The sequence below is a fragment of the Rickettsia endosymbiont of Ixodes scapularis genome, assembly GCF_000160735.1.
Classification (GTDB): domain Bacteria; phylum Pseudomonadota; class Alphaproteobacteria; order Rickettsiales; family Rickettsiaceae; genus Rickettsia; species Rickettsia tamurae.
Map to the genome: position 1 here is coordinate 523,697 of NZ_CM000770.1, position 21,149 is coordinate 544,845.

A 21,149-nucleotide genomic window follows, 5' to 3' on the forward strand; every position below is an offset into this window, starting at 1 on the left:
TATAGGTTATTGAAAAAACTTTAAGAGCAATAACCTATGATAATGGATTTTACAGAAATATTTTGTTACGTCGATGATTTTTTTCAAGAATTAGACAAGCATACAAATTCAATTACTAATCATAACAACAAATCTGGTCCTAAAAGTCGACTGAACAGAAGTGAGGTAATAACAATTATAATAGGCTACTGGCAGTCATCTTATGATTGTTTTAAGAATTATTATCTGAAGCAAATATGAATTCATCATCAAAGAGATTTTCAATTAGTAAGCTATAGTCAATTTATAAAAATAATAGGTCCACATTTACCACTATTAGTACTAATATTCAATTCTATTTTGGATCAGTGTGACGGACTCTCTTTTGTAGATTCAAGTAGTATAGAGGTATGTAAGAGATACCGTATTTCAATGAATAAAGTGTTCGCCGGCATAGCAGCAAGCAGTAAGACAACAAAAGGTTGGTTCTATGGACTTAAACTACATCTAATAATTAATAGAGCCGGTGGTATAGTTAAAGCATCTTTTAGCCCTGGCAATAAGGATGATAGAAAACAGCTGGAACTGATAATCAAAAATCTTTTTGACGCGAGTTTCGTATTAAGATGCCTAAATTATGGTTAATGAATATGCTATAATGCTTATCCTTTCAAGGTTTGTAAGAGGTGTGACAAGTTTTACAATTTAATAGTTATAGTCAAAAAAGACAATTTACTAAAAATTTATGCAGTTTTAAGTACATTTTATAACAAAAACAATATTACTAATATCCTCGTAACCCAGTTACTATCAGCTATTCAGTTTCTCTATTAATACGAAACTCGCGTTTCTTGGTAAAGTATTCGGAGATCGTGGTTATATTTCGCAACAATTATTTCTACAACTTTTAGAGCAAGGAATTTTTATGGTAACTAGGGTAAAGAAAAATATGAAAAATAAACTTATGTCTATGTTGGATAAAATATTATTGCTTAAAAAAGCATTAATAGAATCTGTGTTTAGTAAAATTAAACTATTGGGGAAGTTTGAGCATTCAAGGCATAGATCAGTTACAAATGCCTTTGTGCATATGGTTGCAGCACTGATAAATTATCAAATGTCTGATAATAAACCTTCTATTACATCTCTCTTGATATGCTAAATCCTATGCTATATTAATTCGAAACTCGCGTTAAATTAAAACAATATATTGATGAAATTGAAGCTGAAAAACTTGCTGCTGAAATTAATGAAGATGTTACTACTGAAAATAACACTCTACTTGATAATGATCATGCTGTGGTAGATATGACCAGAGTCTCCTATGAAGAAGAAGGTACTTTAGTATAGATAACTTAGAGTATTGCTTTTTAATCAACAACCAATAGCAAATTCACTGTTGGTTGTTCCTCGAAAATAAAAATTGAGATTTATTTCAATTCTTTTAGCTTTTCTTTCACTGCTTCTTTAGAACGTCGTCCTGCATAAGAATCATAAGTTTTATTATCTTCAATGAAATGTATAAACCTCAATTCTGGATTAGATAATTTTTAGATATAGCTGGTTTGTTAGATTTCATACAGTAAGCAACAAGAGTAGATAAGATATGGACGAAGGCATTCCAAATTGATCTATGTCTTGTATGTTCAAGTTCAAAAACCCCTTTAGTACACTAAAAACTGTTTCAATAATTGAGCGTTTGCGTAGTAAAATTTTTTCAATTAATGGTATAAGTTTATTCTTCATGTTCTTCTTTATCCCAGTTACCAACTTGATCTCTCTGACGTATAGTTCATCAAAAAGTTCTTGTTTTATATAGCATTTATCCCCAAACAACAATCCAGTAATACGTTTGGTTATTTCTGGCACTGGCACTCTATCATCTATGTTGCCAGGCGTTAGTTTTAAACCTTGAATCTCTCCAAGTTCATTAATCAATAAATGTAATTTAAAACCAAAGAACCAACCTTTTGTTGTTTTGCCTAATGCAGCAATACCAGCAAACACCTTATTGCGAGATACTCTTTTTGGATGACAAATTGCTAAAGATGTTGCATCAATATAAGAGACTCCGGTAGGTTGAGATTGATACATATACCATTCAAGCAATAAAACTAAATACGTTAGAATTCTGGGTTTTAAAGCTATAAAACGAGTATATGATGGAAGAGTTACAAATTCAGATTTATATAATTGTAGATAGGACATATAAAAATATTTAAAGTTTTTACAAGGTGATTGATGATATAAAAGTACTATTGTTAATAGCTCAGAATGGCTTATCTTAGACTCTCTTGTAGGTTTTTTATTGCTAATTGGTAAAAAAGACCGACTAATCCAATATTCAGCAACTTTACAAAAATCATCGACAAAATAAAATAATGCGGTAATATCTTTCTTCAAGGGGATATTCTTGTTTTTTTGCTAAAAACTTATATAGAATATCTTCTATCCCTTGTAAATACTTCCATTCCTACCTCTTTTAATCCAGAATTCGGGTAAAAAAGTTGAATTTGATCCTAATACAGGAAAACCGGTTGCACATTCTCATAGTAAGCCTGCTCAGAATGTTAACAAACTTAATGGAGTTGCATCAATTTTAGCACGAAGAGTTGCTATGGAGATGAGTGATAGTAGTAGTGGCAGTGAAAGCGATAGCGGTAACTGGAGTGATGTTAGTGTTAATAGTAATAAATCAAAAATTCTAAAAACTAAAGGAGAACGAGATGCTAAAACGACTACGCATGCTCAAAAAATTCTAAATAATAGGAGTTCACAAAACCATCATTTGTGAGAAGTTAATTAAGATGTTATTTCTTTGATTGGGTTTTATTGCGTGGATCGAAAAACGCATTCGGTGTCATACCGTGGCTTGACCACGGTATTCATAAAAAAGTTTAAAAAGACTGGATCCCGCGATCAAGTCGCGGGATGACAAGAGAAAAAGCGGCCCACGCAACAAAGTCTGCAGTCGCTTAGCTCGTGACGATTTGGGCTCTACCCTTTAAACTTCTTATTTCAACTATTCTTTTGCCAAATAAATTAGCAGTTTTTAGATCACCTTGAGTAGGAGTAATATCAGGAGAAGATTTGTGGTTAGATTGAGTCATAAGTCCTGACCAGCTACCTAAGCGGTTAATTTTATCGGGATCAGCCATCTCATGATCGGCAAAATTCGTGGCAGCTTCAGCTCGCCCAACCCAAATCATACAATGCTGCATAGCGAAGTGAAATAGCTGCTGAATACTGCATAACTTATCACCTGAATAAGAAGCAGAATTAGTGAAGCTTGCGGCTATTTTATCTTTCGGGTCTGTCAGATTTTTTGTGTAAGTACGATTTCTCCATTTGCCCAATTTTGTAAATTTAGTATCACAAAGTATAGCAAATTGATTTAAAGCCATGGCCCAATTCTTAATAGGCATTGTCCATTTTTTAGAAGCATTTGTCAATGCTAAAAAGATTATTTTCTGAATCGATTTATCATCTGGAAATACCCCCTTATTTTTTATAATTTTACGAATTTGACGGTTAGTTGATTCAATAGCATTAGTAGTGTAAATCGCCTTTCTAATGTCTTCCGGAAAGCTAAAGAACGGAGCTATTCCAGACCAATTTCTCTGCCATATATCAAAAATAACTGGATATTTTTCATCCCATTTTTTAGCAAAATTTTGTAATTCTCTTAATCCCTCTGCTTCATTTATTGCAGAATAAACTGCCTTTAAATCAGCTGTTACCAATTTTAAATCTTTATATGATACGTATTTTACAGAGTTTCTTACCATATGAACAATACACAGTTGTACTGTGGTTTTTGGGAAAATGCTATTTATTGCTTCTGGAAAACCTTTAAGACCATCAACACACGCAACATATATTTGTTCTACACCACGATTCTTCAGTTCTGTTACTACTTGCATCCAAAATTTAGATCCTTCATTCTTGCCTATCCAAATACCTAATAGTTCCTTCTTGCCTTCTATATTCACGCCAATAGCTAGATAAACTGCTTTATTTATTATTATATGATTGTCTCTTGCCTTAACATGAATACAATCTACATTATAGGATATACACTATCAAGTGCTCTATTCTGCCACGCAGTAACTTCCTCTAAAATGCCATCAGTTACCTTTGATATTAACTCAGATGATACTTTGGTGGCATATAGTTCTTCTAAGTGCCCTTGTATTTCTCGAATAGTCATTCCCCTAGCATATAAAGATATTACTTTATCATCAAATCCTTCAAATCTCCTTACTCCTTTTGGAATTAGTTGAGGTTCAAATTCTCCTTCCCGATCCCTTGGCACTTCTACTATCAATTTACGACCCTCGGAATCTATTAGAGTCTTTTCATAATTGCCATTACGTCTATTATCTGACTCCTTGGTATTCTTAGAATGCTTCTCATAACCTATATGAGATTCCATTTCTTTTTCTAAAATCTTATTTACTATCTGCTTTTTAATTTCCTGAAATATTCCTTCTTTGCCAAATATCTCAGATGGATCACTTTGTGATAGTATTTCTGATACTACTTTTTCTATAGTCGGATTTGATACTTTACTCTTATTCTTCATATTAGCCTCATGTAAGTTGTTTTAATTAATTTTATTCTTAACTATTTTTATAACTTACACAAACTTTCTGACACCCCCGGGTTATAAAGTGGAATCGATTAGAAATCGATCATCATTCACAGGTTCACCTTCCTGTTCATCAATATAGCGCTGTATCATTTCATCAGTTATATTACCTGAACTGACCGCCATATAGCCCCTAGCCCACAAATGATTGCCCCAAAATTGTTTTCTTAAATGAGCAAATTCTTGCAATAAAATTCTTGAGCTACTACCTTTTAAATACTGTACTAACTTGCTAAGAGATATTTGTGATTTATATGAGATAAACATATGCACGTGATCACATGATATTTTCCCTGAAATTATATATACTTCATGTTCCATACAAATCTGCCTTAGTAAATCTCTAGCCCTTTCCGCTACTTTGCCTATCAATACTCTCTTCCTATATTTTGGTATCCATATAAGATGTACTTTTAAATCATACTGACTATGACTATTCTTTCTATAACTTCTCATGTTTCTTGATATAAATTCATTGCTAAAGCAATTTCATTATATCTTCCCTTCGCCTGAAGGCGAGGGATTTCTTATCCCCGAAGGGGGACATTAAATTTAACTATTGCTACTTGTCTTTTATATTCATCATCAGTATTAGCAACTGCATCAAATATTGATGATGATATTACAGTTCAAGAAAATTCTAGAAAAATTATAGCTATGTAGTTACTTATGATAAAGATATGTCCTCAAAAGCGAGTAGCGATGCTGCTATGTCATTGATTGAAGGTTACCGTCAATTAGATGATGCTATATTTGCCGATTCAAATAATATAGCTATGAAGATCTTAAGTTATATTACAAGATTTACTGCTACATCTTGGATTATGGTAGGTAATCATGAAATAGGAGGTCATGGAGCAAGAGCAAGAGAATTTGACTTAAAAGTAACAAAATATGAGGTAGGTCCTTTTGAGGGTACAACATATTTTAAAGCTAAAGATTTTAATGTCCCCCTTCGGGGATAAGAAATCCCTCGCCTTCAGGCGAAGGGAAGATATAATGAAATTGCTTTAGCAATGAATTTATATCAAGAAACATGAGAAGTTATAGAAAGAATAGTCATAGTCAGTATGATTTAAAAGTACATCTTATATGGATACCAAAATATAGGAAGAGAGTATTGATAGGCAAAGTAGCGGAAAGGGCTAGAGATTTACTAAGGCAGATTTGTATGGAACATGAAGTATATATAATTTCAGGGAAAATATCATGTGATCACGTGCATATGTTTATCTCATATAAATCACAAATATCTCTTAGCAAGTTAGTACAGTATTTAAAAGGTAGTAGCTCAAGAATTTTATTGCAAGAATTTGCTCATTTAAGAAAACAATTTTGGGGCAATCATTTGTGGGCTAGGGGCTATATGGCGGTCAGTTCAGGTAATATAACTGATGAAATGATACAGCACTATATTGATGAACAGGAAGGCGAACCTGTGAATGATGATCGATTTCTAATCGATTCCACTTTATAACCCCTCAGCTTATAGCTGAGGGTTCTTTAGTTCTTTGCAAGTTCATAAGCAAATTGCTATAGATACAGGGGGGATTCAAGCAAGTTATTTACTATCTGAAAATATTAAAGATAGATATATGGCAATTAACAAAATTAATACTACTTACGGTATAGGTTATTTATGGACAAGACTAGATCAAGCAAGTTATATTTTTAGTACTAAGTTTGATGACAAAGAAGATAAAAGCGGTAAGCATATAAATGCATATGTAAAAGCGATTAACTCCATATACGGTAAAAATTATATTACTAAAAATAAAATTCGTTCATATGCTTATTTAGATTTATTTGATCCGTTTTTAGTTTATTCAGGTTATTCATTTGTAATGAATACTAACTTAAATGATATTCTGATGATTGATTAGGACCGGTTAAATATTTACCGGCTACTAGAGCAATACTTGCTCCATACGGTTTAGAGCGTGGTTTAGTTAACCATTTTGTTGTTGATAACAAATATATTCAAGTTAATGTTAATTACGGCAAAAATCAGAAATTTAAGTCTTACGGTGTCGGAGTTAAAGCTAATAATTTTAGTCAAATTTGATTTTATCGGTTTAGGTTTAGAAGCGGCATTTTGGAATCAGCCTAAAATGTTAACCGCTACTCCTTTAAAAGAGAGCTGTAAACAAGGTGGACTTGGAGCAGTTAATTTTGAGCTTAGCTTAAATGAAACATTTGAGATAGTCGGCTCAGGCGGTTACAAAACAGCCAGATTTATCGTTGGTATAGCATAGGCAATTAAGATAGTGATATTAATAAAAGGATATGGTAAAGTAATTAGAAAATAGTTATGCCAAGTCCATATTCATATGATTTAAGAAAGGGAGTGATTCAATATATTGAGTCAGGGAAAAGAATAATAGAAGCAAGTCAAGTATTTAATATCAGCCGTAAAGTAATATATGATTGGAAGAAATTAAAGAAAGAAACAGGAGATGTTCAATTAAAAACTGGCTATCAAAAAGGGCATAGTCATAAAATAACAGATATGGAAGGATTTAAAAAATTTTTGGAATCTAATAAAGATAAAAGCAGTCGAGAGCTAGCCATCTTGTATCCTAGTAAAGTGTCAGCAAGAACTATAATAAACATGATTAGAAAAGTTGGTTACAGCTATAAAAAAACTTTTCTTCATCCCAAAAGAAATCATAAATTAAGAAATGAGTTTATAGAAAAGATAACCACCATAGACAAAGATAAACTAGTGTTTTTGGATGAATCAGGAATAGAAGATAATGCGTGTCGAGAACATGGCTGGAGCCCAAAAGGAGAAAGATGTTATGGTGAAAAAGTTTATCAGCACAAACACAGAATTAGTATGATTGCTGGCCTATTTAATAGCAATATTGTAGCACCTCTAATATTTGAAGGCAATTGTAATAAAGCTATTTTTGAGACGTATGTCAAGGATATACTCATTAAAGAATTAAGGGCAGGACAAGTCGTAGTAATGGATAATATTAATTTTCATAAAAACTCTAAGGTAAAAGAATTAATTGAATCGGTAGGGGCAAGTATTTTATTCCTTCCTACTTACAGTCCTGACCTTAATCCTATAGAACATTATTGGTTTAAAATTAAACATCAAATTAGAAAAGATACTAGTAACTTTACATATTTTTTTGATGCTGCTTATCACGTATTACAAAAAGTAACTACCTTACCTGCTTAAGCTATATGCCTTTAAAAGCCTCAGCTATTCTTAGAGCAGGGCTAAAATTAGCTTTATAAGCATTGCAAAAAACGTTATTGCGAGCGGGCGTTGTTGCGTGGATCTAAAAATGTGTTCAGTGTCATACCGTGGTCAAGCCACGGTATGACACTGGAAAAACTGATCCACATAGGCGATGCTTTCGTAGGCATAACATAAGGACACTTATTTTTTTATTAACTCTCTACTTATTTTAAAGTATATATGTAATCATGATATTAAAGTAATGATATATGACTATATATGCTAACTATTCTAGAAAAATTTTTATTCTCTTCTGTAAAAACGTTCATTAATATACGTGAAGATACCGTATCTGCTCTTAAAAGGCTTGGTATTAACAATATTCGGGATTTATTATTTTATCTACCCGTTTCTTATCAAAATAAAATATTATCACCTAATTTAACCGAAGTTAGAGACGGTGAAATAATCCAAACGGAAATTGTAATTGAGAGCATTAATTTACCGAAAAAAAGCCATCAGCCGTTAAAGATTACGGCTAGCAATGATACCGGTTCATTGTTATTAGTGTTTTTCCATAAGCCCCATCCATTTATTTTTAACAAGTTAAAAATTGGTACTTCTCATATTATCAGCGGGAAAGTACAATTTTTTGATCATTATTTGCAGATTCCACATCCTGAATTTATTACTAATCCTAAGCTTGCAAAGGAAATAGAGCCGATTTATTCCCTGACATATTTACTGAGTAACAAACAGCTATATTCGTATATCATAAAAGCAATAGAGATATTTGAAGAGAAATGTAAGAGTATAGAAGATAAAGAAGTAAAAGATTATTTAGATATTATATTGCAGAATTTGAAAATGTTGCATGTAAGTGAGGCTGTCATACCGTGGCTTGACCACGGTATCCATAACAACAACTGGATCCCGTGGTCAAGCCACGGGATGACAACCCCAAGCAATACAATAAAGCTGTGGGATGACACTGAGTCGGCCAAAAAACAACTAGCAGCTAAGGAGCTTATCGCTAATCAAATATCTCTTTTAAATGTACGTACGCAAATAAGTAGAAGACAAGGTAATATTTACCCTAAAGCTGCAGCTATTCAAGCAAATATATTAAATGAGCTAGGATTTGAGTTAACTTCTTATCAAAAGCAGGTTATAGAAGAAATAGAGTTTGATCAAAGCGATAAAGGAGAAATGATGAGATTGTTGCAAGGCGATGTCGGCTCAGGTAAAACTTTGGTAGCTTTGCTTACGATGGTAAATACCGTGAAAGCCGGGTTTCAAGCAACTCTTATGGCTCCAACCGATTTGCTTGCTAACCAGCATTACGAGTTTTTTGTTAAAGCATTAAAAAATACTGATATAAGGGTTGCGTTGCTTACCGGTAAGATTCTTGGGTCAGTTCGCAAAAATATTATGCTGCAGCTTGAAAGTGGTGAGATTGATATATTAGTCGGTACTCATGCGTTATTTCAAGAGAAAGTAAGTTTTAATAAGCTAGGTTATATAGTAATCGATGAGCAGCATAGATTCGGAGTGCAGCAGCGTTTGAATCTAATAAATAAAGGAGTAAATCCCGATGTATTAGTTATAACTGCTACACCAATCCCTCGGAGTCTTGCACTTACTATGTTTGGCGATATGAGTATCTCAAAGCTAATGGGTAAGCCGAAAAATCGTTTACCTATCGCTACGAACACTATGTCCGTTAACAAGATAGAGCATATTATCGAAGCAATAAACAAGAAACTTGTAGTAGGTGAGCGGGTATATTGGATATGTCCATTGATAGAGCATGGAAAACCCCCTGTTGTCATACCGCGGCTTGACTGCGGTATCCAAAAAACAACTTATAATGCTAGTAATTTTGACTGGATTCCGCTACAAGCTCGTGGGATGACACCAGAGGAGGAAGAGGATAGTTTATTGATGGATGTGATGAATCGTTTTAACTCTATTGAAAATATCTATCAAGGTTATACCGGTATTATTCACGGTAAGATGAAGAACGAGCAGAGAGACCAAATAATGAAGCAATTTAAGGAAGGTGAAATTAAGATATTAGTTGCAACAACCGTTATTGAAGTCGGAATAGACGTACCTGAAGCCACCTTAATAATTATTGAAAATGCTGAGCAGTTTGGTCTCGCTCAACTTCATCAGCTTAGAGGTAGAGTAGGGCGGGGTAGTTTGCAGTCATATTGTATATTGTTATATAATCCTAAAAGGCTTGGAAAAGTTGCCCGAGGTAGGTTTGAGATAATGAAACAAACTAATGATGGATTTTATATAGCTGAGCAGGATTTAAAACTTCGAGGTAGCGGTGAGATTTTAGGAGTAAAACAAAGCGGCGAAATCGAATTTTTCTTTGCCGATTTAGCGGACGATTATGACCTACTTCTTAAAGCTCATAAATTTGCGGAAATAGGCTCAAAAGGTAATTTAAATTTTGTTAACTTTCAGATAAAGCTCTTCGCCAAATCGCAAGTAAGCGATTTGGTTTAGGTTTAGTGATTTTCATCATTGCAAGGAAATTGCATAGCAATTGACGAAGCAATCCAGTTAAAAATCCTAATCTAAAGTATTTGAATCTATTTTACGCGAGTTTCGTATTAAGATGCCTAAATTATGGTTAATGAATATGCTATAATGCTTATCCTTTCAAGCTTTGTAAGAGGTGTGACAAGTTTTACAATTTAATAGTTATAGTCAAAAAAGACAATTTACTAAAAATTTATGCAGTTTTAAGTACATTTTATAACAAAAACAATATTACTAATATCCTCGTAACCCAGTTACTATCAGCTATTCAGTTCCTCTATTAATACGAAACTCGCGTTTTTTTGTTAGCAAAGTATTGGATTACTATTTTATTAAGATCATGAAGCTCTGCTATTTTATGATAAAGAATTTTTGAAACTTTTTTATTGTCTGCTACTGCAGCAATATTATAAATTGTCTCACCGTTATTATTAGGTATTAAAGGAAATAATTTAAAACCAGTTTCTACTTTTGCCTTGCTAAAATAATTTTTTAGTAGTTTGTGATTGAAGTATATTCATTAAAACTGAATTTCCTTAGGCGTCCTTATAATTAAGATTAAGTTGACCTGATGAAAGTAGTAGTTTTGCAGTTTTGTAAGAATTATTTTGTAATGAAGTTTTGAAAGCTTCATCTAGATGTATATTTACAGCATTATAAGCACGTATAGTAGTAGCTAAATCGTATTTATAAGTAAGTTTACTAAAAATGCTTTTTGGTGTTGCTGTTAGTACGCGGAGTATTGGCATAACTTAATCCATTAATATTGTTTAATATTCATATAGCTTATATATTAAAAATTTTTAATATATAAATAAGCTTTAGTGATATACATATAATGGATTTAAATGTCAATTAATTAGTTTTTATTTTCATTATTTTTAACTAGATAGCGGATTATGTAATAATTCGCTATTTACATTAGTTAGGTAGATAAAGGTAATCCTGTGTGATTTCAGCAAGTCTAGTAAACAGAGCTTCAATCATATCCCAGCTTTTTTTTGAATATTGAGTAAAGAAGAATCATTAATATTTATTTGTTTTAATAAATCTATTCCCATTTGTTCATGTTCAGGATCAAGATGCATATGTGTTTTGAAATGTTTTGCTGCTTTATGATTAAAAAATATTGATCCTAATTTTTCATAAAATATAGTAGCACAAGACTCTATTACTAAATGGGCAAGGACGGCTCTTTCACTATCTCCAAGAGTTATCATTTTTAGCGTAAACCAAGAACCTAAGGCCTCAAAAATAGAATCCGTAGTTTCTTTACCATTTTCTAGATTTTGGGATAATTCTATATTATGTCCAAATTCATCGGTAAGATGCTTCCATGCAAGTTGTTTAAATTCTTTTGTTTCAGAAAACACTACTCTTGCTAATACCATTTTTTGAAATTCGTCTGACCAAATCCGAAAATGTTTAAGAAATTTATTTTTTTTGTAGAGTACTATCTAACTTAATTTTAAATAGTTTGTTTTTTCTAAATTGCTCTTTATATTGTTCATTATCCGGAATTAGACGATCTATCAAATCCATATAAGTAATATCAACATTATCTAAATCATATTAATATTAATCTAGGACCACTGTCACTAATTATTAATGTTTACTTACCAATTTTTAAAACCATATGTGTATTTATAGATAAATATGAATTGTAAGATCATAATTTGTATGCAGTAAATATATAAAACATTTCGGCTTATCCATTTTAAATTTATCGGTATTTTTTGTGAATAATCGCTTATGATCATTAATATATAGGTAATTGTTAAGAAAGTGAGGTTTAAAATTAAGTCAGTATTTGAAAAATTAAACTCATTAAAGGAAATTGCAAGAGTAAAAAGAGTTGAATGCACGAAAGAAGCAAAAATTGCTATAAAACAGCAAAGCTTTAGATTTGCCTGTTCATGTTTTGAAATAAATCCAAGTATCATTATAGCAATTACAAGAGTCCCGTAATCAATCAAAGCCCAGCTAATATACCACAATATTACCATTATAATTGTATGACAATAACCGCTATAGAAAAAGCGAGTTAAAGAATTACGAAAATAATAAATATACCATTGCCCTAAATAGATAGAGATTAGAATATTTGTAGTAAGAAACTGTTTAAATAGCACAGTGGTATATATTTGTAGCAAAACACCGAATATTATTATATGGGTTTTTGGCTTATCATGAAAATTATAACCGGCAAAAAAGCAAAATACCGGCATAGCTGTACGACCTATGATCCGCATAATTGTTAATTCGGGATATAGATATAAACCCACATGATCAATAATCATGGCTATAATAGCTAAGGTTTTTAGCAAATCCTGATAATTTGATTGGTGCTTATTTCTTGTTATTATCATAATTAACCACTTTTAATAAATATGCCATGCCGAAAAATGCTCCCATTCCAACTGCAATTGTACTGCCTAGCATACAGACCTTAATCAGTAAATATTCCGAATAAAAATATTCTAAATAATAATGCTTTATTAAAGCAATTATAATAGACATTAATGTACAGCATAACAAAATTTTACCACAGAAAAGCTTTATACCGGTTTCTATATGTAGCTTATTTTGTTTTGTAGTATAGCTATATAATAAACCTAGATTATACCAAGCTGCAATAGATGTCCCGACTGCAATACCGATATGTTTCAAAGAATCCATTAATAATAGATTCATACCGGTATTAATTATTATTGAAAATAAGGTTATTTTGAGCGGTGTTTTAGTATTTCCGTTAGCATAAAAAATAGGAGTTAAAATTTTTGCCAAAATAAAAGCAGGAAGCCCAAGTGCAAACGCAGAAATAGCCTCAGCTGTATTTGTAGTATCTTGGCTCGTGAATACTCCTCTTTCATAAATTATATTAATAATCGGATGAGATAGAATTATAATACCGAATGTAGCAGGCAATGATAACAATAGCCCCATTCTAATAGCGTTATTCTGTATTTTTTTTGCAGCTACTATATCATTTGATTTATATATTTTTGACAGCTCAGGTAGCAATATAGTAGAGAAGCTAGTACCTATTATCGATAAAGGAAATTGATATATCCGGTCGGCATAAGATAATATAGAAATAGCACCTTCAATAAAGCTAGCAATAGATTGGGATATAAAAAGGTTTAATTGCTGTACGCCGGAGCTAATGGTCGCTGGTCCCATATTAATCAAAAGCTTTTTTACATCGGGATCGCTTGGGTTAAAAATTATCGGAAAGTTTAAATCCGCTCTTTTCACACAGACAAACATAAAAGAAACTTGTAATATTCCGGCAATTATTAAAGATAAGCTAATTGAGATAGTAGACTCTATATAATTGTCAAATGTTAGAGTAAAAATTATTACGCATACACTTAAAATAACTGGTGAAAAAGCAAAAGCTGCAAATTTCTTTACGGAGTTTAATATTCCGCCAAGTAGAGCCGTTAATGAAACAAATATTAAATAAGGTATTGTAATTCGGCATAAAAATACCGTAAGCTCAAACTTTTCTTTTTTACCGTGAAATCCAGGAGCAATAAACAGCATTAATTGTGGCATGAAGATTTGTATTAATGCTATTATTACTATTAATGTCAGAAGTAGAAGGGTAAAAACCTCACCTGAAAAATTATTAGCGGCTTTCTTAGAAATAAGCATTTTTTCATTATAAATAGGAATGAATACGCTTGATAATGCACCTTCTGCAAAAATTCTTCTAAATAGATTCGGTAGTTTAAAAGCAACATTAATGCTATCACCCATAGGCATAGAGCCGAATAATGATGCGATAAATTGTTCACGCACAAGCCCGAATATGCGAGAAATTAGTGTAAAAAAAGCTACTACGACTCCTGAACGAAATAATCGACTTCTTGCATAACTTGCTTCTAAAGGTAATTTGTGCGTCAATCCGGTACTCGTATCCTCACTTACTAAAGTGTACACTGTGGTGCTGCGTTCCGTGTTTCCTTCAAATTCCTCTTTATTAGCTTCGTTATGCAAGAAGTTGGCCACTGTTTGTTTTTTATCTTATTTTAATGTTATTGCATGGATCAAAAAACGTACGCGCTGTCATACCGTGGCTTGACTACGGTATCCAGAAAAAATAACCTCAACGTTGTTAACGATAGTACATAGCTTGATAGAATAAATATATAAAAATAAATTTTTATCATGTTTTACTGGATACCGTGGTCAAGCCACGGTATGACAGCGTTGCTCTACGCTCCTGCCCTGTCTATACCTTCATTAATCAAGCTATCGGCTTTTGCTTTATTTTCCCATCCGGTAACTTTAACCCATTTACCTTTTTCTAAATCTTTATAATACTCAAAGAAATGCACGATACGTTTCTTGAGCATGTCACATAAATCATCTAGCTCTTTAATATGATCGAAAGTAATATCGAGCTTAGAAGTCGGTACTGCGATTATTTTCTCATCAAGCCCTGATTCGTCTTCCATCATCAATACGCCGACTGCTCGGCATTTTATAACCGACCCAGGCACTACCGGATGATGAGCTACGACAAGTACGTCTACGGGATCACCGTCATTTGAAAGAGTATGAGGAATAAAACCGTAATTACATGGATAGCTCATAGTGGTTTGCATAAAGCGATCAACAAAAACCGCTCCTGATTCTTTGTCAAATTCATATTTGATTGGACCGCTATTCATCGGAATTTCGATAATTACGTTTATTTCGTCATTATTTGCTTTTGCTTTGATTTTATCTATAAACATGTTTTTTGTCTTGTTTTTGTCATACCATGGCTTGACCACGGCATCCAGTTAAAAATGTTGAAACAACCTGTGTTTTAAGTTGTTTTTATGGATACCGTGGTCAAGCCACGGTATGACACCGAGTATTTTAACTCGGAGGTCTGTAATTCTCATCATGCTTTGCAAGTAATTGTCTTGCTATAAATTTCCCATCCGATAATTGCCCGATGGCAATAATTCCTTGTCCTTCCCGAAATAGGGCAGGGACTACACCTTGGTATAATATCTCTAAATCCTTAATATTATCGGTAATAACAAAACTTGTCTTATCAGCAGCAATTTTATTTATTGAGTCTGTTTTAACAAGCCCACCGACTCTTAACTCTTTGCCTTGTTCTATTCCATTAATTTTTGACGGCGGCAAAAAAAATACTATATTTTTCTCTAAATTGTAAAGTATTATACTAATTCCTAAACATGCTGAGCAGAAACAAATAATTATTGTTATTAATCTATTTCTTACTCTCTTTTGCATTAAAGTTCTGTTTATTTTTCAATGACTTGTAATTTAAAAAACTTGCAATTAACAATATCGTTAAAACTAAAAAAGTAAATAAATATGCAGCTAATATATAATTACTCATTAATTGCCTTTTAAAAACTCCATAATTTCTTTAGGTGAAGAATCTAAATAGAAATGTTTCAGATATTTTCCGTTTGCATCGATTAAATAGGTAAAAGATGAATGATCAAGCATATAGTTCGGGTCGTCATCATCACCATTTACACGAGCATAGAAAACCTTGAATTTATCGGTTACATCTTTTATCTGTTGCTCGTTACCGGTAAGACCTATAAATTTTGGATGAAAATGTTTTAGATATTCTTTAAGTACTTCCGGTGTATCACGTTTTGGATCAATAGTGATAAAAACAGGTAGAATATCTATGTTATGTTTACTTAAATTTTCTACAATCTCCGTCATCTTATTTAGAAAGGTCGGGCATATGTCAGGACAAGAGGTGAAACCAAAGTAAATGAGACTTAAATTGCCTTGCAACTTATCACTATTAAATATCTTTCCATTTTGGTCAGTTAGCTCAAAATCACCGCCGATTTTTACGTTATCTTCATAGATATTAACTTGACCGGCAAGCGGTTTGTCAGGAGTTTTTAAAGATAGCAATAAATATAATGCTCCTACTCCTATTAATAAGCTAATTACAATAATTATTTTTATAATATTTGACTGTATTTTCATAATATATTGTCCGTTTTTTCGTTGTCATTCTGTGGCTTGAGGAACGTTGTCAAAATCATTATTGCGAGAAGCCGTAGGCGACGTGGCAATCTCATGAAATAATAACAAACTCCTGAGATTGCTTCGTCAATTGTTATGCAATTTCCTCGCAATGACGACTCCGGTACGCAACAATATCATAAAAATCATTACTGATAACCTCTTACACCAGACCTAGTTTTTTAGGTTTAAAATATTTTACCCAAATATCTATTAACAATTTAGTAATGATAATCGCCGAAAATATTGAAGATATAATCCCGATCGTTAATGCAACGGCAAAACCTTTTATTGCCCCGACTCCAAATATATAAAGTAAAAAGGCAACGATTAAAGTAGTTAAGTTGGAATCAAGGATAGTAACAACCGCAGATTCAAAACCGGTTTTAATAGCATAAAGATTAGAAACTCCCTTATGTAATTCCTCTTTAATTCTTTCATAAATCAATACATTAGCATCAACAGCCATACCCATAGTTAGTATTATTCCTGCAATTCCCGGCAGAGTTAAAGTAGCTTGGAAAAGTGAAAGTAAAGCTAAAATATATAACAATGCAAGGCTTAAGGCTATATTGGCAAATAAACCAAGCACACCGTAAGACCAAACCATAAATATACACACTGCTATAAATCCTATAAGTCCTGCCTTTTTGCCCGACTCTATAGAATCAGCACCCAAATTTGGCCCTATACTTCTCTCTTCAATAATTTTAAGTGGGGCAGGGAGCGAACCGGCTCGCAATAATAGTGCAAGCTCATTTGCCGACTCAACGGTAAAATTTCCTGTTATTATACCGCTTCCGCCCATAATTGCTCCGTTTATCGTTGGAGCACTTAGTAATTTATTGTCTAAAACTATAGCAAGGCGTTTACCGGTATTATTTTTGGTTATTTCACCAAATATTTTACTACCTAAATTGTTGAAAGAAAAAGCAACTACCGCTTGCGAATTTTGGTCAAAAGAAGCTGAAGCGGTTGTAAGCTGATCCCCACCTAAAACAACTTTTTTCTTTATAACTACATAATACTCCCCATGACTTTCGCTATCTCCCTTAACTAGCATTGAACCTACCGGAACATGTCCTTTTACCGCTTCTTCGATATTGGCATTTTCATCAACTAAATGAAAAGTTAGCTTTGCAGTTTTCCCCAATATATTCTTCAGGTAAGAGGGATTCTCTTCACCGGGAACTTGCAGCAATATATGCTTATCGCCTTGTTTCTGTAGGGTCGGCTCTTTAGTGCCGGTACTATCAACTCTCATGCGAACGATCTCAATAGATTGGTCTACTACCTTATTAAGTAAGTCATTTAATCTAGATTCGCTGTAGCTAAGCTTTATTTTATTTTCATTTATTTCAGCGATAATTTCCGGATCGATTTTATTAATTATTTTCTTTAACGGCTTTAATTCCTCAGGCGATCTTACTTCTAATTGAATGCTATTTTGTCTAACTAACAGATTTTTATAGCCGATTTTATCCTCACGAAAATTTTTGCGTAAAGTGTCGGCAAGATTTTCCATTGAATCATTTAAGTAGGTGTCAAAATCAACATCGAATAATAAATGGGCTCCTCCTCTAAGGTCAAGCCCTAGATTTACTGAATCATGAGGCAGAAACTTAGAGTTTACCTGCATGAAATTAGGTAAGGCACAAATAACCGCAAAAACCGTACATATAATTGAAAGAAAGATTTTCCATTTAGGAAGATTTTGCACCGCTTACCTTCTTATCTTTTTTGTTATTTTCTTTTTTTACTGCTACTTCTTTTGTACGACTAGTTATATTGATAATAGCACTTTTTAAAGCTTTAATACGTACGTCTTTAGCTATTTCGATTTCAATATTATTGTCATTTTCACTTACTTTAGTCACAATACCGTAAATGCCGCTATTTGTTAGAACTTCTTCGCCTTTTTTAACTTCACTTACTAATTTCTCTCTTTCTTTGCGGCGTTTTTCTTGTGGACGTAATAATAAGAAGTAAAATACGGCAAAAATTAAAACCATAGGTATTAAGCTTGTTAACCCCGATTGTAGAAAATTTGTTTCTACAGGTACTACCTCAGTTTCCTGTATTTCTATAGTGTCGTTATTGTTTGTCTGGTTATCTTGCGTATTTGCTGACATATGTAATTTCCTAATTGTTGCAATAGACTTCTTGCATAACTTGCTTCTAAGGGTAATTTGTGTGTCGATCCGGTACTCGAATCCTCACGTACTAAGTGTATGCTGCGGTTCGAGGTGAAGTGTCTCCTACAAATTTCTCCTTATTAACTACGTTATGCAAGAAGTTTAATAAAATAAAAATAGCTAGCTAAACGCTTTTATGCAAGGGTAAAATAAATAAATGGTTTGGAAGATTGAATTTATGATAAACTTACCGATGTCATTTGTGAAAGGGCGTTGTTGCCTGGCTCGAAAAACATGTTCTATGTCATTCCCGCGTAGGCGGGAATCCAGAATAAATAGCTTCAATATTGATATAGATTACATATTTGATAAAATAAACAGATAAAAAAATAAGTTTTTTATCTGCTTTACTGGATTCCCGCCTACGCGGGAATGACATAAAACGAGTTATGCAACAAGGCCTTGCGAAAGCAGGAATGACATCCTAAACATTCAGGTTAATACTGAAATAGTTTTAATATTTCTTAAGAAAAAATCATTGGAGCGGGTGAAGGGATTCGAACCCTCGACTTCGACCTTGGCAAGGTAGCGCTCTACCCCTGAGCTACACCCGCTTAAATAAAATAACGGCGTTTTAATGTAAAAAGTTTAAGGGGATCAAAATTAATTACATATAAAACGCCTTAGTGCTTTTTAATCTAAGCGAATCTGAATATAAGTAATTATAAGATAAATTGCAAGTATTAAATTAGAAATTTATTGGTATTGCTAAATATAGATTATTTAATAAATTAACGCCATTGCAAGGAAATTACAAAGTAATTGACTAAGCAATCTAGTTAAAAACTCTGTAAACTAGAATTTTTTTAGATTGATACGCTCCTTTCAGTCGCTCAGCTCATACGATACCTGTCTTTAGTTAGCAATGCTATAAAATCTAATTTTTTTAATTGACTTTTATTTTTATATAAAACAGTATAGTTCTTTATTAATTCTCTTACTACATGACTACATGACAATTTTTAGAGATGTAAGGACTAAAGGATTGAATTTTGCTGATAATTCATGATGATAACGGGGAAAGAACTTGGTTTACATATGAAAGATCATTCCGCCCCTCTAGTCGAATTATTACAAAAACATATTTCGCTTAATTTATCAAGAGCAAAATGTTTAGGATTATTTATCATTTCAATGCTTAACAGCAGGACAGTAAACATGTCATTGTTATGCAATAGAATGCCGTCTGGGATTAAAGCAGCTTCATGGTATAGAAGGATGCAAAGATTTATCTCTGAAATCTCAATATCATGGAGAGTATTACCTGTTATGTTAGTCATGATGACTGGGTTTGAGCAGGAGCAAAAATGGGTATTGTGTTTAGATAGAACGAATTGGAAATTTGCTTACTACATGACAATTTTTCATTTTATCATCTTTGGATATTGGAATATCAAGGACAACAGCTGTATCCAACGTACTAATTGAGTAGAAATATTATACAAGATATTAACCAATGTATCTAATCCAACACGAAATATACTATTTTGCCTATAACCATGTTTTTTAATAACTATTGGTTTATCTAAAACTATAATCTCTCCAGTTTGATAAGCTAGGCAAAATGCAATAGACAATATTTGCATCAATGTATCTAATCGTAAATCATTAGTAATATGAGTTGCTTCACAGTTGAATCCTGCTGATTTAAAAGCTTTGAACATTGTTTCAATTTGCCATCTTTGAGCATATATCTCAGCAGGATTTTTGATCTCATCACTATGTATTAAGACTGCAAGTTCACTCTTCTTATTTCTGATCCCTACTACATTAAATATTTCACCTTTTGTATCAATTCTACGTTGTGACAAACTCACATGCGATCCTATGGCTAGAGGGCGAAATAACTCTTGTATTTTAACCATTTTTCCCCTTGCATTACTGATATATTGTCCATTTTCTCTAACTCGAAAAACGTATCTTATTTGATTTGTTCTAAGCCAAGAGAGCCATTCCTTACCTATAAATTCTCTATCAGCGGTTAATGCTTCAATGCGGTTTTTGTCAAAAACTTCTAAAAAACACTCCATCAGATCAATACGCTCAATATAATCAGAGTTACCACACTTTTTATCACTTAGAAAATTCCAAAAAGGGGGATCGCTATACCATGAAAACTGACAGCTAAATATAAAATATTTATATGTCGTTTACCAAATTTCCAATTCGTTCTATCTAAACACAATACCCATTTTTGCTCCTGCTCAAACCCAGTCATCATGACTAACATAACAGGTAATACTCTCCATGATATTGAGATTTCAGAGATAAATCTTTGCATCCTTCTATACCATGAAGCTGCTTTAATCCCAGACGGCATTCTATTGCATAACAATGACATGTTTACTGTCCTGCTGTTAAGCATTGAAATGATAAATAATCCTAAACATTTTGCTCTTGATAAATTAAGCGAAATATGTTTTTGTAATAATTCGACTAGAGGGGCGGAATGATCTTTCATATGTAAACCAAGTTCTTTCCCCGTTATCATCATGAATTATCAGCAAAATTCAATCCTTTAGTCCTTACATCTCTAAAAATTGTC

20 protein-coding genes, 1 tRNA gene and 6 pseudogenes are annotated in these 21,149 nt (G+C 32.7%); 10 read left to right on the forward strand and 17 right to left on the reverse strand.

Translation table 11 applies throughout. The features are described 5' to 3' along the window. Positions 1 to 339 precede the first annotated feature (339 nt). Positions 340 to 624 (forward strand): transposase, encoded by a 285-nt coding sequence (locus REIS_RS12220; protein ID WP_008579716.1) that lies wholly within the window; start codon positions 340 to 342, stop codon positions 622 to 624. 184 nt (positions 625 to 808) lie between these two features. Next, entirely contained in the window at positions 809 to 1,141 is a 333-nt protein-coding gene (locus REIS_RS02660) for a transposase (RefSeq protein WP_040614705.1), read from the forward strand. A 268-nt stretch (positions 1,142 to 1,409) separates the two neighbouring features. On the opposite strand, the pseudogene REIS_RS16960 reads toward REIS_RS02660, so the two are convergent. Then, positions 1,410 to 1,505, reverse strand: a pseudogene (locus tag REIS_RS16960) (penicillin binding protein transpeptidase domain-containing protein); the annotation flags it as partial. Between the two features lie 2 nt (positions 1,506 to 1,507). After that, positions 1,508 to 2,382, reverse strand: a pseudogene (locus REIS_RS02665) (IS982 family transposase). A gap of 97 nt (positions 2,383 to 2,479) precedes the next feature. Between REIS_RS02665 and REIS_RS12230 the strand changes: the two are divergent. Further along, positions 2,480 to 2,781 (forward strand): annotated as a pseudogene (locus REIS_RS12230) (Arp2/3 complex-activating protein rickA); the annotation flags it as partial. Between the two features lie 173 nt (positions 2,782 to 2,954). Here the strand turns inward: REIS_RS12230 and REIS_RS14040 are convergent. The 3 genes and pseudogenes from REIS_RS14040 to tnpA (REIS_RS02675) form a co-directional block, all read right to left on the reverse strand. After that, positions 2,955 to 3,188: a hypothetical protein gene (locus REIS_RS14040; protein WP_037214075.1), complete on the reverse strand. Its 234-nt coding sequence runs from the start codon at positions 3,186 to 3,188 to the stop codon at positions 2,955 to 2,957. A gap of 171 nt (positions 3,189 to 3,359) precedes the next feature. Further along, positions 3,360 to 4,564, reverse strand: a pseudogene (locus REIS_RS02670) (IS256 family transposase); the annotation flags it as partial. 81 nt (positions 4,565 to 4,645) lie between these two features. Continuing rightward, positions 4,646 to 5,086, reverse strand: a complete 441-nt coding sequence (gene tnpA / locus REIS_RS02675) for an IS200/IS605 family transposase (RefSeq protein ID WP_008579324.1) — start codon at positions 5,084 to 5,086, stop codon at positions 4,646 to 4,648. A gap of 224 nt (positions 5,087 to 5,310) precedes the next feature. Here tnpA (REIS_RS02675) and REIS_RS14855 point away from each other — a divergent pair, with 224 nt between their 5' ends. The 6 genes from REIS_RS14855 to REIS_RS17735 all read left to right on the forward strand — a co-directional run bounded on the left by REIS_RS14855 (position 5,311) and on the right by REIS_RS17735 (position 10,346). After that, a complete protein-coding gene (locus tag REIS_RS14855; protein WP_179943703.1) occupies positions 5,311 to 5,595 on the forward strand; it encodes a hypothetical protein in 285 nt (94 codons plus the stop codon). A 71-nt stretch (positions 5,596 to 5,666) separates the two neighbouring features. Beyond that, positions 5,667 to 6,107 (forward strand): IS200/IS605 family transposase, encoded by a 441-nt coding sequence (gene tnpA, locus REIS_RS02685; RefSeq protein ID WP_008579210.1) that lies wholly within the window; start codon positions 5,667 to 5,669, stop codon positions 6,105 to 6,107. 34 nt (positions 6,108 to 6,141) lie between these two features. Beyond that, positions 6,142 to 6,513, forward strand: coding sequence for a hypothetical protein (locus REIS_RS02690; protein WP_008579722.1), 372 nt, complete (start codon positions 6,142 to 6,144; stop codon positions 6,511 to 6,513). 105 nt (positions 6,514 to 6,618) lie between these two features. Next, positions 6,619 to 6,885, forward strand: a complete 267-nt coding sequence (locus REIS_RS10925) for a hypothetical protein (protein ID WP_008579723.1) — start codon at positions 6,619 to 6,621, stop codon at positions 6,883 to 6,885. Positions 6,886 to 6,941: 56 nt separating this feature from the next. Continuing rightward, positions 6,942 to 7,823 (forward strand): IS630 family transposase, encoded by an 882-nt coding sequence (locus REIS_RS12235; RefSeq protein WP_008579725.1) that lies wholly within the window; start codon positions 6,942 to 6,944, stop codon positions 7,821 to 7,823. Between the two features lie 282 nt (positions 7,824 to 8,105). Further along, a complete protein-coding gene (locus REIS_RS17735; protein ID WP_008579726.1) occupies positions 8,106 to 10,346 on the forward strand; it encodes an ATP-dependent DNA helicase RecG in 2,241 nt (746 codons plus the stop codon). A 957-nt stretch (positions 10,347 to 11,303) separates the two neighbouring features. Here the strand turns inward: REIS_RS17735 and REIS_RS02720 are convergent. From REIS_RS02720 to REIS_RS02760, 10 genes and pseudogenes are all read right to left on the reverse strand, one after another. Beyond that, positions 11,304 to 11,924: pseudogene (locus REIS_RS02720) on the reverse strand (hypothetical protein). 74 nt (positions 11,925 to 11,998) lie between these two features. Continuing rightward, complete coding sequence (locus REIS_RS02725) at positions 11,999 to 12,751, reverse strand: TraX family protein (protein WP_008579730.1); 753 nt, start codon at positions 12,749 to 12,751, stop codon at positions 11,999 to 12,001. After that, a complete protein-coding gene (gene murJ / locus REIS_RS02730; protein ID WP_410525716.1) occupies positions 12,732 to 14,294 on the reverse strand; it encodes a murein biosynthesis integral membrane protein MurJ in 1,563 nt (520 codons plus the stop codon). Before murJ ends, REIS_RS02725 begins: the two co-directional genes overlap by 20 nt. A gap of 311 nt (positions 14,295 to 14,605) precedes the next feature. Further along, on the reverse strand, positions 14,606 to 15,130 hold the full coding sequence (gene ppa, locus REIS_RS02735; RefSeq protein ID WP_008579732.1) for an inorganic diphosphatase: 525 nt from the start codon (positions 15,128 to 15,130) through the stop codon (positions 14,606 to 14,608). Between the two features lie 127 nt (positions 15,131 to 15,257). Next, a complete protein-coding gene (gene ccmE / locus REIS_RS02740) occupies positions 15,258 to 15,644 on the reverse strand; it encodes a cytochrome c maturation protein CcmE (protein ID WP_008579733.1) in 387 nt (128 codons plus the stop codon). Between the two features lie 108 nt (positions 15,645 to 15,752). Beyond that, complete coding sequence (locus REIS_RS02745; protein ID WP_008579734.1) at positions 15,753 to 16,370, reverse strand: SCO family protein; 618 nt, start codon at positions 16,368 to 16,370, stop codon at positions 15,753 to 15,755. A 202-nt stretch (positions 16,371 to 16,572) separates the two neighbouring features. Beyond that, positions 16,573 to 18,129, reverse strand: coding sequence for a protein translocase subunit SecD (gene secD / locus REIS_RS02750; RefSeq protein WP_008579737.1), 1,557 nt, complete (start codon positions 18,127 to 18,129; stop codon positions 16,573 to 16,575). After that, positions 18,113 to 18,541 carry a preprotein translocase subunit YajC gene (gene yajC, locus REIS_RS02755; RefSeq protein WP_008579738.1) on the reverse strand — a complete coding sequence of 143 codons (429 nt, stop codon included), beginning with the start codon at positions 18,539 to 18,541 and terminating at the stop codon, positions 18,113 to 18,115. Before yajC ends, secD begins: the two co-directional genes overlap by 17 nt. 20 nt (positions 18,542 to 18,561) lie before the next feature. Next, positions 18,562 to 18,722 (reverse strand): annotated as a pseudogene (locus tag REIS_RS12255) (palindromic element RPE1 domain-containing protein); the annotation flags it as partial. Between the two features lie 361 nt (positions 18,723 to 19,083). Then, positions 19,084 to 19,158: transfer RNA gene (locus REIS_RS02760), tRNA-Gly, on the reverse strand. 451 nt (positions 19,159 to 19,609) lie between these two features. On the opposite strand from REIS_RS02760, the gene REIS_RS02765 reads away from it, so the two are divergent. Then, positions 19,610 to 20,032, forward strand: a complete 423-nt coding sequence (locus REIS_RS02765; protein ID WP_008579489.1) for a hypothetical protein — start codon at positions 19,610 to 19,612, stop codon at positions 20,030 to 20,032. Here the strand turns inward: REIS_RS02765 and REIS_RS12260 are convergent. Both REIS_RS12260 and REIS_RS12265 read right to left on the reverse strand, forming a co-directional pair. Next, positions 19,969 to 20,736 carry an IS4 family transposase gene (locus REIS_RS12260; protein WP_338109802.1) on the reverse strand — a complete coding sequence of 256 codons (768 nt, stop codon included), beginning with the start codon at positions 20,734 to 20,736 and terminating at the stop codon, positions 19,969 to 19,971. The genes REIS_RS02765 and REIS_RS12260 overlap by 64 nt on opposite strands. After that, positions 20,682 to 21,098 carry a hypothetical protein gene (locus tag REIS_RS12265; protein ID WP_008579269.1) on the reverse strand — a complete coding sequence of 139 codons (417 nt, stop codon included), beginning with the start codon at positions 21,096 to 21,098 and terminating at the stop codon, positions 20,682 to 20,684. The genes REIS_RS12260 and REIS_RS12265 overlap by 55 nt, the downstream gene beginning before the upstream one ends. Positions 21,099 to 21,149 lie beyond the last annotated feature (51 nt).

Bases quoted from the DNA above. Each gene is read 5' to 3' on its own strand.
- REIS_RS12265 (WP_008579269.1), bottom strand. From the start codon at position 21,098: ATGATGATAACGGGGAAAGAACTTGGTTTACATATGAAAGATCATTCC.
- REIS_RS14040 (WP_037214075.1), bottom strand. From the start codon at position 3,188: ATGATTTGGGTTGGGCGAGCTGAAGCTGCCACGAATTTTGCCGATCAT.
- tnpA (WP_008579210.1), top strand. From the start codon at position 5,667: ATGAGAAGTTATAGAAAGAATAGTCATAGTCAGTATGATTTAAAAGTA.
- REIS_RS02725 (WP_008579730.1), bottom strand. From the start codon at position 12,751: ATGATAATAACAAGAAATAAGCACCAATCAAATTATCAGGATTTGCTA.
- ccmE (WP_008579733.1), bottom strand. From the start codon at position 15,644: ATGCAAAAGAGAGTAAGAAATAGATTAATAACAATAATTATTTGTTTC.
- REIS_RS10925 (WP_008579723.1), top strand. From the start codon at position 6,619: ATGTTAATTACGGCAAAAATCAGAAATTTAAGTCTTACGGTGTCGGAG.
- REIS_RS02765 (WP_008579489.1), top strand. From the start codon at position 19,610: ATGATGATAACGGGGAAAGAACTTGGTTTACATATGAAAGATCATTCC.
- ppa (WP_008579732.1), bottom strand. From the start codon at position 15,130: ATGTTTATAGATAAAATCAAAGCAAAAGCAAATAATGACGAAATAAAC.
- yajC (WP_008579738.1), bottom strand. From the start codon at position 18,541: ATGTCAGCAAATACGCAAGATAACCAGACAAACAATAACGACACTATA.
- REIS_RS17735 (WP_008579726.1), top strand. From the start codon at position 8,106: ATGCTAACTATTCTAGAAAAATTTTTATTCTCTTCTGTAAAAACGTTC.
- REIS_RS12235 (WP_008579725.1), top strand. From the start codon at position 6,942: ATGCCAAGTCCATATTCATATGATTTAAGAAAGGGAGTGATTCAATAT.
- REIS_RS02745 (WP_008579734.1), bottom strand. From the start codon at position 16,370: ATGAAAATACAGTCAAATATTATAAAAATAATTATTGTAATTAGCTTA.
- tnpA (WP_008579324.1), bottom strand. From the start codon at position 5,086: ATGAGAAGTTATAGAAAGAATAGTCATAGTCAGTATGATTTAAAAGTA.
- REIS_RS14855 (WP_179943703.1), top strand. From the start codon at position 5,311: ATGTCCTCAAAAGCGAGTAGCGATGCTGCTATGTCATTGATTGAAGGT.